Here is a 13272-nt window from a genome sequence, read left to right on the forward strand (position 1 = left end):
CGGCGGTGCGCCGGGCCCGCTTTGATTCGGAACGCTCCCCACGACGGAAAAGACTGCCCCAAGGAGACCGGTGGTTCCAGGAACGGGCCTGTCAGCCCAGGCAGAGCAGGACCAGGCAGATCTGGTTCGGGTTCGGGGAGGTCGCCGTCGGGGTGGAGGGGCTGGTGGCCGGTGCCGAACTCGGGCTGGAGTGTGAGCCGGTGCCCGTGCCCGTGCCCGTACCCGTGCTCGGGGCCGGGGCGGGCTGCTTCGTCGCCGTACCCGTGCCTGTGCCCGTGCTGCCGGTGCTGTTGTCGGGGACGGACGGGACGGTGGTGTGCGTGTGCAGGGTCGCCGGGGTGACCGGGCGGGGTGGCGCGACGGCGTCCGGGCGGGTCATGGAGGGTGCCTCCGGGATGCTCGCCCTGCGGTGCCGCCCGGTCGGGGCGGCACCCGTCGGGTCCTGCGTCCGGGACGCGGTGGGCGTCGCCCGATGAGCGGCGGGCGGCGGCGTCGAGTCCGTACGGCCGCCCGCGGGACCCGGCGCCAGGGTGGTGTCACCCATGGGCCGGTCGTCCGGCACGGCGGCGGCCTGAGCCTTGTCGTGGGAGTGCCGGTCCAGCGAGGCGACGGTCAGGCCGCCGCCGACCAGCGCGACGGCGGTCGCGACCACGGCCCGCCGCTGGTTCTTCTTCCAGCGCGCCCGCTGCCGGCGCCGGGCCGCGCGCCCTTCCGAGGCGACCGCCACACCGGCGGTTTCCGCGGAGAGGTCCGGGCCCAGGCCGTCGTCCAGGCCGTCGTCCAGACCGTCACCCAGGCCGTCACCCAGGCCGTGATCCATGCGGTCCGCCGTGCGGTTCGCCGTGCTGGGCGGAGCGATGTCCGGGGCGTAGGCGCCGCACCCGGGGCACACCAGAGCGCCGTTGAGGTGCCTACGACACGAGGAGCAGTAGTCCATCGGGATCTTCGGGGTCTTCCTGCCTCGACTGCGCCGTCGGCCCACCGGGGCCACGGCCTGGACACGCCCGCACAGGAGATCGAGCGGTCAGTCACGCTAACGAGGCATTCGAAAGGCTGTGTGCAGCGTGTGTGACGCTCCTGCACGAATTCCTGGCGGACCTCGCGTCGTTCGGACCGCGCGTTCAGGAGAGCCCGGAGGCCCGCAGAACCGCCTGAATGGTCTCGTCGTCGATGAGGCGGCCGAGGCGGTCGAGGACGTCCGCTCCCTGGCGGAGCGTGCCGCGCTCCAGGGAGCGGCGCACGCCGGTGTCGAGGGCGTGCCAGAGCAGCGGGTTGGCGACGAGGACCCGGGGGTCGAGTTCCAGGCGGTGGCCGTGGATGTCGCGCAGGACGAGGTGGGAGGAGACGCCGTCGTACTGCCGTACGGCAGCCAGCGCGTCCGTGTGCACCACGACCCGGCGCCAGGGGGTGCGGACGGCCAGCCAGCCGGGGCCCGCACTCACCCGCTGCGGCAGCAGGACGGTGCACACCGTGGCCGACAGGGTGACCCAGAGGAGCGCGCGCAGCGGCGTCAGGCTTCCCGCGTCCCAGTCGACGAGGATGCTCAGGACGCAGAACGCCAGGGCACAGCCCACCGCGAGCCGGGCGCTGCCACGCCAGTGGCGGTCACCGGCCGGTCCTGCCGGTCCGCTCCGTCGCATGGCAGCGACGCTAGGCGCCGTACGACGCCCGGCCAGTGTTCCTGACGGGCTTCTGACACCCGGATGGCGGATCCTGACGGGTTCCATACGCGTGCGAGGGTGGACGGGCTGCCGTCCACGCGGCCGGCCGATCCCGGGAAGCCGTACGGCCGTCTCCCGGAGACACTGGTCGCGACCGTGCTGCCGTCCATGGTGAGGTCCCGATGGCGTATGGCCTGGCACGCCGTGAGGTGGAACCGCGGGTCCCGCTGCGCCCGGGCGAAGGGGAGAAGCACCACCTCACCAGCCTGGAAGGGCTGGCCGCGCTGTCGCTGGACGCGCTCAGCTCGGTCGCGTACGGCCCCGAGGCCATCGTGCTGGCCCTGGTGGCCGCCGGGACCGGCGCGCTGACCGCCACCCTGCCGATCACGCTGGCCATCACGTTCCTGCTCGCGGCGCTCGTCGTGTCGTATGCCCAGGTCATCGCCGTACACCCGGACGGCGGAGGCGCCTACGCGGTGGCCAAGAAGGACCTGGGGGCGGCCCCCAGCCTGCTCGCCGCGGCCAGTCTGGTCGTCGACTACGTCCTCACGGTCTGCGTCAGCGTCACCGCCGGCGCCGACGCCCTGGCCTCCGCCTTTCCCGCCCTGGCCCACGACAAGCTGCTGGTGTGCCTGGGCGGTCTCGCGCTACTGACGGCCGTCAACCTGCGCGGCGTGACCGAGAGCGCCCGGGTGCTGATGCTCCCGACCGTGCTGTTCATCGTGGCCATCCTCGGCATCGTCGCCGTCGGCCTCCTCCGCTCCCATCCGGCGGCCGTGGTGGGCGGCGCGCAGCCCGTCCAGGCGCATGAGGCGCTGGGCGTGCTGCTCGTCCTCAAGGCGTTCTCGTCCGGCTGCTCGGCGCTGACGGGAGTGGAGGCCATCGCCAACGCCGTGCCGACCTTCCGCACCCCGAGGGTCAGACGTGCCCAGCGCACCGAGTTCATGCTGGGCGCGCTGCTGGGCCTGATGCTGATCGGCATCGCTGTGCTGATCCGGCGCGACCACGTCGCCCCGCGCTCGGACGTCACCGTCCTGGCCCAGCTCACCGCAGGCGCCTACGGCGACGGCTGGGCGTACTACGCGACCAACCTGATCGTCACCCTGGTCCTGCTGCTCGCGGCGAACACCAGTTTCGGCGGGCTGCCGGTGCTGATGAGCCTGCTGGCCCGCGACCACCGGCTGCCCCACCTGTTCGGGCTGCGTGCCGAACGGCCCGTCTACCGGTACGGGGTGGTGGCGCTGGCTCTGCTGGCCGCGCTGCTGCTCATCGCCTCCGATGCCGACACCCACCGGCTGATCCCGCTCTTCGCGATCGGTGTGTTCATCGGCTTCACCCTCAGCCAGCTCGGTCTCGTCCGGCACTGGGCCACCCAGCGGCCCCGGGGCTGGAAGCGCCGTGCGCTCATCAACGGCACCGGGGCGGTGCTCACCACCCTGGCCGGGCTCATCCTCCTGTTCACCAAGTTCCTGGAGGGCGCCTGGGTGGTCGTGATCGCCGTACCGCTGCTGATGCTGCTGTTCTCCCGCATCCAGCGCTACTACACGGAAGTCGGCAAGGAACTCGGCCTCGGCCGCATCCCCGGCCCGCCCGCCCCGCGCCCCGGCAGCCTGGTGATCGTCCCGATCGGCGACGTCAGCAGACTCGCCCGGCACGCCATCGGCGCCGCCCTCGCGCTGGGCGACGAGGTGGTCGCCGTCGCCGTCCACAACGACCCGGACAAGACCCGGGCCCTTCAGGAGGCGTGGGCGCGCTGGAACCCGGGGGTGCGCCTGGAGGTCATCGACAGCCCGCACCGCTCACTCGTCCAGCCGATGGTCGACTACGTGCAGCACGCGGCCCGGGACGGACGGCAGGTCGCGGTGCTGATCCCCGAGGTCGAACCCCGGCACCGGCGCTACGAGATCCTGCAGAACCAGCGGGGTCTGCTGCTGGCGACCGTGCTGCGGGCCCGCACCGACGTCGTGGTCTGCATGCTGCCCTACCGGCTGCACGTCTGACCCTCTCTGCTACGCGCCGAGGTGACGGCTCGCCACCGGGCCGCCGACCGCGTAGTGCACGTACTCGCGGACCAGACGGAAGCCGACGTTCCAGGCCAGGAGGCAGGCGCTGTTCACGACATCCATGGAAGCCGTGCCGCACGCCCCGGGCAAGCCCGAAACGCCCTCCCTGACGTGGGTTTGACGTGCGCATACGGCTCCTTGACGAGCGAGCCAGGTGACCTGGCGGGGCTCAGCCAAGGCCGGGCACCTGCGCGATCAGCAGGTCGATCAGCTTGATGCCGGCGAACGGCAGCACCAGGCCGCCGAGTCCGTAGACGAGCAGGTTGCGGCGGAGCAGGTCGTGCGCGGAGGAGGGGGTGTAGCGCACGCCGCGCAGGGCGAGCGGGATCAGCGCGACGATGATCAGCGCGTTGAAGATGATCGCCGAGGTGATCGCGGACGTGGGGCTGTGCAGGCCCATCACGTTCAGGGACTCCAGGCCCGGGTACGAGCCCGCGAACATGGCCGGGATGATCGCGAAGTACTTCGCGACGTCGTTCGTGATGGAGAACGTGGTCAACGCGCCCCGAGTGATGAGGAGTTGTTTCCCGATCTCGACGATCTCGATGAGCTTGGTCGGGTTGGAGTCGAGGTCGACCATGTTGCCGGCCTCCTTGGCGGCCGACGTACCGGTGTTCATCGCCACGCCGACGTCCGCCTGGGCGAGGGCCGGGGCGTCGTTGGTGCCGTCACCGGTCATCGCGACGAGCTTGCCGCCCGCCTGTTCCCGCCGGATCAGCGCGAGTTTGTCCTCGGGGGTCGCCTCCGCCAAGTAGTCGTCCACGCCCGCCTCCTGGGCGATGGCGCGGGCGGTGAGCGGGTTGTCACCGGTGACCATGACCGTGCGGATGCCCATGCGGCGCAGCTCCGCGAAGCGTTCCCGGATGCCGTCCTTGACCACGTCCTTCAGCTGGATCAGACCGAGCACGCGCGGCCCGTCCCAGTCGTGCACGGCCACCAGCAGCGGTGTCCCCCCTGCCGTGGCCACGGCATCGGCGTAGGTCCGTGCCTCGGGCGGGACCTGACCGCCGTACATCTGCACCCACTCGATCACCTGCTGGGCGGCGCCCTTGCGGATGGCGCACACGGCCCCGTTGTCCCAGCGCAGGTCGACACCGCTCATCCGGGTCTGCGCGCTGAAGGCCACCCAGCGGGCGTTCGCCAACTCGCCCTCGGCGGGCGCCCGCAGCCCGTACCGGTTCTTGGCGAGCACGACGACGGACCGGCCCTCCGGGGTCTCGTCGGCCAGCGAGGAGAGCTGGGCGGCGTCGGCGAGCTGCCGTTCGTCGATGCCGGGCAGCGGGACGAAGGCGGCGGCCTCGCGGTTGCCGAGGGTGATGGTGCCGGTCTTGTCGAGCAGCAGGGTGTTGACGTCGCCGGCCGCCTCGACCGCGCGGCCGGACATGGCGAGGACGTTGCGCTGGACCAGGCGGTCCATGCCGGCGATGCCGATCGCGGAGAGCAGGGCGCCGATCGTGGTCGGGATGAGCGTGACCAGGAGGGCGACCAGCACGGTCGTGGACTGGGCGGCGTCGGCGTACTCGGCCATCGGCTGGAGGGCGACCACGACCAGCAGGAAGATGATCGTCAAGGAGGCCAGCAGGATGTTCAGCGCGATCTCGTTGGGCGTCTTCTGCCGGGAGGCGCCCTCGACCAGGGCGATCATCCGGTCCAGGAAGCTGTGGCCGGGGCGCGCGCTGACCCGGACGACGATCCGGTCGGACAGCACCGTGGTACCGCCGGTGACTCCGCTGCGGTCGCCGCCCGCCTCACGGATGACGGGCGCCGACTCGCCGGTGACGGCGGACTCGTCCACGGCGGCGACGCCGTCGATGACATCGCCGTCCGCCGGGATCATCTCGCCCGCCTCGACCACCACGACGTCCAGCGGCTTGAGCGCGGTGGCGGCGACGGCCTCGGTGCGGGCGGAGCGTGCGTCGGTGCCGTAGCGCCAGTCGAGCAGGCGCAGCGCCACCGTGTCCGTGCGGGCCCGGCGCAGCGACTCGGCCTGCGCCTTGCCGCGGCCCTCGGCGACCGCCTCGGCGAGGTTGGCGAAGACCACCGTCAGCCACAGCCAGAGGCTGATCACCCAGGTGAAGACGGCCGGGTGGAGCAGTGCCGACAGGGTGGTCAGCGCCGCACCGACGGACACGACGAACAGGACCGGGTTGCGGACCAGGGCGCGCGGATGCAGTTTCCGCAGGGCCTCGGGGAGCGAGCGGACGAGCTGGGCGGGGTCGAACAGTCCGCCCGGAGCGCGACGCTTCCCCCTTCCCTCCGGTCCGGTCCGGGTGGTGCGCTGGGGGCGGGTCGGCGGGGCCTGCTCGGGGGCAGCGGGAAGCATGGACACCTTCGTGTCTGGGCGGGTGGACGGGACAAGGGAACCTAACCGCCTATTAGGTCCCAACCTCCCTGATCCGGGGGGAATTTGCGGCACTCATACGGCCTGGCCCGAGGGGCCGTCAAAGAGGCGTCAAACAATGCTGAGCAGCCGTCAGGAACGCGTCAACGCAGGCCAATGCTGGCCGAATTCGGTCGCAGACTGATCGGCAACGGGGGACGGGCGACCGTCCGTGGCGTGACGTTGGAGGGACCGTGGCCATCACGGCCGGATCAACACAGGGTCCTGCGACCGAGGGGGAGACGCCGCCACAGCAGACGACGGTCGCCCCGGCGGGCAGCAGCCCCGGTCCGCGAGGGCACGGGGGTTCGCGGACGGGCGATCCGGATCCGGGGCTGCACCCGCGCCGGCAGGTCGTGGCCGTGCGGGCCGCTCTGCGCCGCCGTTTCTGGGCCACCGTGCCCGCACGGCTGCGCCTCCTGCGCGCGGCCACGCTCCTGCTGACCACCGCCGTCGCCGTGCTGCTGCTCGTCGCCGGACTGTCCGCGAACGGCACCTGGTCCGACGTGACCGGCCGGGACGCACCGCGCACCACGAGCGCCGCCGACCTCAACCTCGCCCTCAACGACATGGACGCGCAGGTCGCCAACGTCCTGCTGTCCAGCGGCAACGCGGGCAAGGACCGGCTTGAGACCCCGTACGACAAGGCCGTCGGGTTCTACGGCGACGCGCGCCGCGAGATCAGCCACGACCTGCGCACCCTCGCCGTCGCGGCGCAGGGCGACCGGTCCGCCGAGAAGACGGTGGAGAGCCTCACCGACGACTTCGCCGCCTACCAGGAAATCGTCGGCCGCGCCCTGGAGAACGACGCCCACACCGGCGGCAAGCCCGCCGCCCTGGTCGACTACCGCAAGGCGACCGACCTCCTCCAGACCAGGCTCCTGCCCGCCGCGCGCACACTGGTGTCGGCCAACGACGCCAACTTCGAGGAGCAGTACCGCGCGGCCGACTCCGCTCTGTCCGCCCGGCTCGCCGCCGTCATCGCCCTCGGCGTGCTGCTGCTCGCCGCGCTGGGCGTCCTCCAGTGGTACCTGACCCGCCGCTTCCGGCGGATCCTCAACCCCGGCGTGCTGGGCGCCACCGTCTGCACCCTGCTCGCGGTGATCCTGGGCGCGCAGCTGCTCGGCACCACCACCGACGACCTGCGTGTGGCCCGCCACGACGCCTTCGACTCCGTCGTCGCCCTCTCCCGTGCCCGCGCCATCGCCCACGACGCCAACGCCGACGAGAGCCGCTTCCTCCTCGACCCCGCCCGCCGCGACCAGTACGCGCGCTCCTTCCTCGACAAGTCGCAGAAGCTGTACGGCCTCGACGGCGCGACCCTGTCGACGTACGACGAGAAGCTCGCCACCACCTGGCGCGCCTACAGCACCGACCACCGACACCTGGGCTTCACCGGCGAGTTCCGGCGCGAGCTGGACAACATCACCTTCCCGGGCGAACGTGCCGCCGCCGAGCGGACCGTGGACACGTACGCCGTCTACGAGCGCGACGACCGCAAGGTCCGGGCGCTGCTCGCGGCCGGGAAGGAGCGGCAGGCGGTGGAGTTCTGCATGGACTGGAAGCCGGACACCTCCAACGCGCACTTCGGGGAGTGGATGGCCGCCCTGGACAAGGTGACGGACATCAACCGCGCCCACTTCGACTCCTCGGCGGCGGACGGTCGTTCGTCAATACGCGTCCTGCTGCCGTGGGCGTGCGGCCTGCTGCTCGCGGCGATGCTCCTCACCGCGCTCGGTCTGCGGCCCCGGCTCGCCGAGTTCCGTTAGCCGGCGGCCAGGTAGTCGTGGACGACCTCGGCGCGGCCGAGTGTGAGGTCGGTGAGGAGGTGGCCGGCCGAGACGATCTCCAGCACGGGCAGGTCGGCCAGCGGTGCCAGGGCGTGCGCGAAGAGCTGGAGCCGCGCGGGCCCGGTCCAGGCGCCCTTGACCGGCTACGTCCTCCTACGCGTCCGAGAGCCGCGCCTCCTCCAGGTCCAGGGAGCGCTGGAGGCGGCGGCGGGTCGTGTCGCTGATGCGGTGGCCGTCGTACAGGCGCTGCAGTTCCACCGTCTCCACCGCTATCAGGTCGCGGCGCAGCTGGCGGTAGACCAGGTCGGCGGACTCGGTGGCCACGGCGGCGCCGTCGTTCTCGGCGAGGCGGTCGCGGGCGTCCTCCAGGCGGGCGTTCAGGCCGCGCCGCAGCCGGTCCAGGACGACGTCCGGTACGGCCTCCAGCTCCGCCAGCTCCTCCAGCCGGGCGAGTCCGGCGTGGGCGAGACGGGAGCGGGCCTCGAACTCCTCGCGTTCGGTGTGCGCGGGCTCCAGGGCGATGCCGGAGGCGCGCACCACCGGGGCCAGCGTGAAGCCCTGGACGACGAGCGTCACGACCACCACGGACGTGGTCAGGACGAGGACCAGGGGACGGTCGGCCAGGTCGGTGCCGCTCCGGGTGACCTCCGGGATGGACAGCGCGGCGGCCAGCGGCATGACGCCCCGGGTGCCCGCCCAGGTCAGCACCACCGGGATGCGCCAGTTCAGCCGGCCGATCCCGCCCTTGCGCTGTACGACGGCCGACAGCGGCGCGAGCCACAGCAGTCGTACGGCGACGAGCGTGGCGGCCACGGCGAGGGCGTACAGCGGCCAGGACCCGTCGCCGTCGGCCAGCGCCCGGACCTGCGCGGGCAGCGCCAGCCCTATGAGGGAGAAGACCACGCTCTCCAGCAGGAAGACGACCGTGCCGTAGACCGCGTGCAGCTGGAGCCGTATGCGGGCGTTGGTGAGCCGGTCGCCCCGGCCGCCGAGGACCACCCCGGCCACCACGCACGACGTCACCCCGGAGGTGTGCGCGGCCTCCGCCAGCAGATACGCGGCGTACGGCGTGACCAGGGCGATCACCGTCTCCAGCACCGGCTCCTCGGTGCGCCGCCGGATCAGCGCCACCACACCGGCCACGGCGGCCCCGATCACCGTGCCGCCGCCGGCGAGGACCAGGAACTTGGTGCCTGCCGAGCCCCAGTCCGCCGCCGCCGACGCGGCGGCGATGCCCGCCGCCACCCTGACCAGCACCAGCGAGGTCGCGTCGTTGAACAGGCTCTCCGCCTGTACCAGGACCTGCACCTTCGGCGGCAGGGCGAGCCTGCGGCCGAGCGCGGTCACCGCCACCGGGTCGGTGCTGGCCAGCACCGCGCCCAGCACGAACGCCATCTGCCACGGCAGCGGGGTCACCGCCACGGCCACCGCGGCGACGGCCGCGGCGGATGCCAGGACCAGGCCGATGGCGAGTATCCCGACCGGTTTCCACACCGCTCGCAGCTCCCGCCAGGGCATTTCCTCCGCGCTCGCGTACAGCAGGGGCGGCAGGACGACGAGGCCGATGATCTCCGGGCTGATCTCGATCTGCGGGGTGCCCGGCAGCAGTGCCACGGCGAGGCCGGCGACGACCAGCAGCGAGGGGGCGGGAATGCGCCACCGGCGCGCGAAGGTGGCCACCACGGTGGCCAGGATGACCAACGCGAGTACCGTGCCGACGCTGCGCATGCCGTCCCCCTGGGGTACAGAGGGAGCCACCCTGGCTCCCCCGCCGACCAGACTTCCCGGCACACCGCCTTCACCCTATCGGCCCAGGTCACGTCAAGACAGTGTCAAGGTCCTCGTGAGCGGCGCAAAGGATCCGCTAACGCAGGAACGCGACGGCCCGCGGAGGGGCTTCCTTAGGAGCAGTCCCCCTTGCGGAAAGGGGAGTTGACCATGTGAGCGGAGCGCATCGACGGCGATGAGTGACGTACGGCCCGGACGGCTGAAGGTCTACCTCGGGGCGGCTCCGGGGGTCGGCAAGACCTACCGGATGCTCGACGAGGCGCGGCGCCGCGCCGCCCGCGGGGCTGATGTGGTGGTCGGTTTCGTGGAGTGCCACGGACGCCGGCACACGCAGGAGATGCTCGACGGCCTGGAGACCGTGCCACGCGCCCGCTGCACCTATCGCGGCGGGGACTTCGAGGAGATGGACCTGGCCGCGGTGCTGGAGCGCCGCCCGCAGGTCGCGATCATCGACGAGCTGGCCCACAGCAACGTCCCCGGCGCGGGCCGCAACGCCAAGCGCTGGCAGGACGTCGAGGAGCTGCTCGCCGCCGGTGTCGACGTCGTCACCGCGCTGAACATCCAGCACCTGGAGTCCCTCAACGACGTGGTCGAGAAGATCACCCAGGTCCCGCAGCACGAGACGGTCCCCGACGAGGTCGTCCGCCGGGCCTGGCAGATCGAGCTGGTGGACATGCCGCCCGAGGGGCTGCGCCGCCGCATGGCGCACGGCAACATCTACGCCCCCGAGAAGATCGACGCGGCCCTCGCCAACTACTTCCGACCCGGCAACCTGACCGCGCTGCGTCAGCTGGCGCTGCTGTGGGTGGCCGACCGGGTGGACGAGGCACTCCAGGAGTACCGCTCGCAGCACGGCATCGGCGGGGTGTGGGAGACCCGAGAGCGGGTCGTGGTCGCCCTGACCGGCGGGCCCGAGGGCGACACGCTCGTGCGGCGGGCCGCCCGGATCGCCGACAGGTCCGCCGGCGGCGACCTGCTGGCCGTGCACGTGGCCCGCAGCGACGGACTGGCCGGCGGTGTCTCGGCCGCCTCGCTCGCCCGGCAGCGACGGCTCGTGGAGGACCTCGGCGGCAGCTACCACTCGGTGGTCGGCGACGACGTGGCGACCAACCTGGTGGAGTTCGCCCGCGCCGAGAACGCCACCCAGCTGGTCCTCGGCACCAGCCGCCGCGGCCGGCTGGCCCGGTTCCTGAGCGGGCCCGGCACGGGGGAGACCGTGACCGAGCTGTCCGGCGACATCGACGTCCACCGGGTCACTCACGAGCGGGCCGGGCGCGGCACCCTGCTGCCCTCTCGGCGCCGCACGCTGTCCACGGCCCGCCGGATCGCGGGCCCGGTGGCCGGACTGGTGCTGCCGGTCATGCTGACGGCCGCCCTCGCCCAGGTGCGCGGCACGCTGGACCTCACCAGCGAGGCGCTGCTTTTCCTGCTCGCCGTGGTGGGGGTGGCCTGCATAGGCGGGGTCGCCTCCGCGGTGATCGCGTCGGTGACGGCGTCGCTGCTGCTGAACTACTGGTTCATACCGCCCATCGGCGCCTTCACCCTGAACGATCCCAATGCGCTGGTGGCGCTGGGCGTGTTCGCGGTCGTGGCGGCCACCGTGGCCGCGGTCGTCGACCGCTCGCTGCGGCTGTCCCGGCGCTCGGCCCGTGCCACCGCCGAGGCCGAGACCATGTCGTCCCTGGCCGGCACGATCGTGCGGGGCGAGGCGACGATACCGGCCCTGCTGGAGCGCACCCGCGAGACCTTCGGCATGGCGTCGGCGGAGCTGGCGGACGAGCCGCCGGACACCGACGGCACCACGGCCGGCGCGGTCACCGCCGACGGCACCACGTCCGTGCCGGCCGGTCCGGGCGCGTACCTGGTGCTGCGCGGCCGGACCCTGTCCTCCTCCGAGCGCCGGGTGCTGGCCGCCTTCGCCGCGCACGTCGGCTCCGCGGTCGAGCGGACCCGGCTGGCCGAGGCGGCGGCCGAGGTGGAGCCCGTCAAGGCCGCCGACCGGATGCGTACGGCGCTGCTGCGGGCCGTCGGCCACGACCTGCGCACTCCGCTCGCGGCGGGCTGGGCCGCGGTCACCTCCCTGCGCAGCCGCGACGTCGAGTTCTCCGCCGCCGACCGCGACGAACTGCTCGCCAGCGCCGACGAGTCCATGGCCAAGCTGAACCGGCTCGTGGAGAACCTCCTCGACCTGAGCCGTCTGGAGGCGGGCGTCCTCACCCTGAACCTGCGAGCGACCTCGCTGGAAGAGGTGCTGCCGATGGCACTGTCGGACGTACCGGAGGTCGTCGAGGTGGCGGACCTGGAGGAGATCCCGGCGGTGCTCGCCGACCCGCCGCTGCTGGAACGGGTGATCGCCAACCTCGTCGGCAACGCCGCCCGCCACACCCCGCCCGGCCGGCAGGTGCTGGTCGGCGCCAGCGCGCTGGCGGGCCGGGTGGAGCTGCGCGTCGTGGACCGCGGCCCCGGCCTCCCGCCGACCGGCCGGGACCGCCTCTTCGAGCCCTTCCAGCGGCTCGGCGACACCGACAACACCACCGGTCTGGGCCTGGGCCTGGCCCTCGCCCGGGGCCTGACCGAGGCGATGAGCGGCACGCTGACCCCGGAGGACACACCGGGCGGCGGGCTGACCATGGTGGTGTCGCTGCCGTTCGCGGACCAGGCCGGGCCGACCCGGCAGACCGTCCCCACCGAACCGACGGAGCACACCGTGTAGGAGGTACGTGATGAGTACCGAAACCGGCATCTGGAGGGCGCACCACGGACGTCCGGCCCGCGCCAAGGCCCCGGGCTGGCCGCGGCGCGACCGGCTCGCCCTGGCCGCGGGGCTGCTCGCCCCGTTCCTGGTGGCCCTCGCGCTCGTCCCGTTCCGTACCGGCCTGTCGCACACGAACGCCGCGCTGGTCCTCGTCGTGGTGGTCGTGGCGGTGGCCGCGCTGGGCAGCCGTACGGCGGGCGCCGTGGGCGCGCTGTCGGCGGCGGCCTGGTTCGACTTCTTCCTCACCCGGCCGTACGAGACCTTCGCCATCTCGGCGTCCGCGGACATCGGGACGGCGGTGCTGCTGCTGGCGGTCGGCCTGATCGTCTCCCAGCTCGCGGCCCGCGCCCGCCGTCTGAAGGTGCTGACGGTGACGGACGCGGACCACCTGGCCCGGATCCACCGCACGGCGGCCCTCGTCCAGTCCGCCAACTCCGCCGACACCGTGGTCGACCACGTCCGCGGCGAACTGACCGGCCTGCTCGGCCTGCGCGCCTGCCGCTTCGAGTACGGCACCCTTCTGGGCCGGCTGCCGCGGCTGGAGCAGGACGGCAGCGTGACGGTGGGCCGCCGCACCTGGAACCCGGACACCGACGGCCGGCCCGAGGGCGAGATCGAACTGTGGGCGTTCGGCAACGGCCACTACCTGGGCCGCTTCCTGCTCACTCCGGGCCCCGGTGACGTACCTCCGCTCCAGGCCCGCCTGGTCGCGGTGACCCTGGCGGACCAGACGGGGGCGGCGCTGGACACGGCGGGGCCGGTGCGCGGGTAGTCCCGACGCGTTCCCTCACGTGATCCTTACCTCGGATCGGCGGCGGGACGGAACGGCACCGCC

8 protein-coding genes and 1 pseudogene are annotated in these 13272 nt (G+C 72.9%); 4 read left to right on the top strand and 5 right to left on the bottom strand.

The genetic code is table 11. The features are described 5' to 3' along the window. Positions 1-91 precede the first annotated feature (91 nt). Together ACWD3E_RS12265 and ACWD3E_RS12270 are read right to left on the bottom strand one after the other, a co-directional pair. On the bottom strand, positions 92-937 hold the full coding sequence (locus tag ACWD3E_RS12265) for an SCO2400 family protein (RefSeq protein WP_451387461.1): 846 nt from the start codon (positions 935-937) through the stop codon (positions 92-94). Positions 938-1121: 184 nt separating this feature from the next. After that, the gene (locus ACWD3E_RS12270) at positions 1122-1640 is read right to left on the bottom strand and encodes a hypothetical protein (protein WP_451387462.1); all 519 of its coding nucleotides are present in this window, start codon (positions 1638-1640) and stop codon (positions 1122-1124) included. A 203-nt stretch (positions 1641-1843) separates the two neighbouring features. Between ACWD3E_RS12270 and ACWD3E_RS12275 the strand changes: the two genes are divergently transcribed. Next, the gene (locus ACWD3E_RS12275) at positions 1844-3661 is read left to right on the top strand and encodes an APC family permease (RefSeq protein WP_451387463.1); all 1818 of its coding nucleotides are present in this window, start codon (positions 1844-1846) and stop codon (positions 3659-3661) included. Positions 3662-3893: 232 nt separating this feature from the next. Here ACWD3E_RS12275 and kdpB read toward each other — a convergent pair whose 3' ends face one another. Then, entirely contained in the window at positions 3894-6047 is a 2154-nt protein-coding gene (kdpB, locus tag ACWD3E_RS12280) for a potassium-transporting ATPase subunit KdpB (RefSeq protein ID WP_451387464.1), read from the bottom strand. Positions 6048-6298: 251 nt separating this feature from the next. On the opposite strand from kdpB, the gene ACWD3E_RS12285 reads away from it, so the two are divergent. Next, positions 6299-7873, top strand: coding sequence for a hypothetical protein (locus ACWD3E_RS12285; protein ID WP_451387465.1), 1575 nt, complete (start codon positions 6299-6301; stop codon positions 7871-7873). On the opposite strand, the pseudogene ACWD3E_RS12290 reads toward ACWD3E_RS12285, so the two are convergent. Both ACWD3E_RS12290 and ACWD3E_RS12295 read right to left on the bottom strand, forming a co-directional pair. Further along, positions 7870-8034 (bottom strand): annotated as a pseudogene (locus ACWD3E_RS12290) (acetoacetate decarboxylase family protein); the annotation flags it as partial. The gene ACWD3E_RS12285 and the pseudogene ACWD3E_RS12290 overlap by 4 nt on opposite strands. A 13-nt stretch (positions 8035-8047) precedes the next feature. Beyond that, entirely contained in the window at positions 8048-9622 is a 1575-nt protein-coding gene (locus ACWD3E_RS12295; RefSeq protein WP_451387466.1) for a Na+/H+ antiporter, read from the bottom strand. A 235-nt stretch (positions 9623-9857) separates the two neighbouring features. Between ACWD3E_RS12295 and ACWD3E_RS12300 the strand changes: the two genes are divergently transcribed. Beyond that, positions 9858-12395: an ATP-binding protein gene (locus ACWD3E_RS12300; protein WP_451387467.1), complete on the top strand. Its 2538-nt coding sequence runs from the start codon at positions 9858-9860 to the stop codon at positions 12393-12395. Positions 12396-12405: 10 nt separating this feature from the next. After that, positions 12406-13209, top strand: coding sequence for a DUF4118 domain-containing protein (locus ACWD3E_RS12305; RefSeq protein ID WP_451387468.1), 804 nt, complete (start codon positions 12406-12408; stop codon positions 13207-13209). Positions 13210-13272 lie beyond the last annotated feature (63 nt).

Source organism: Streptomyces sp. NPDC002676 (assembly GCF_053592455.1).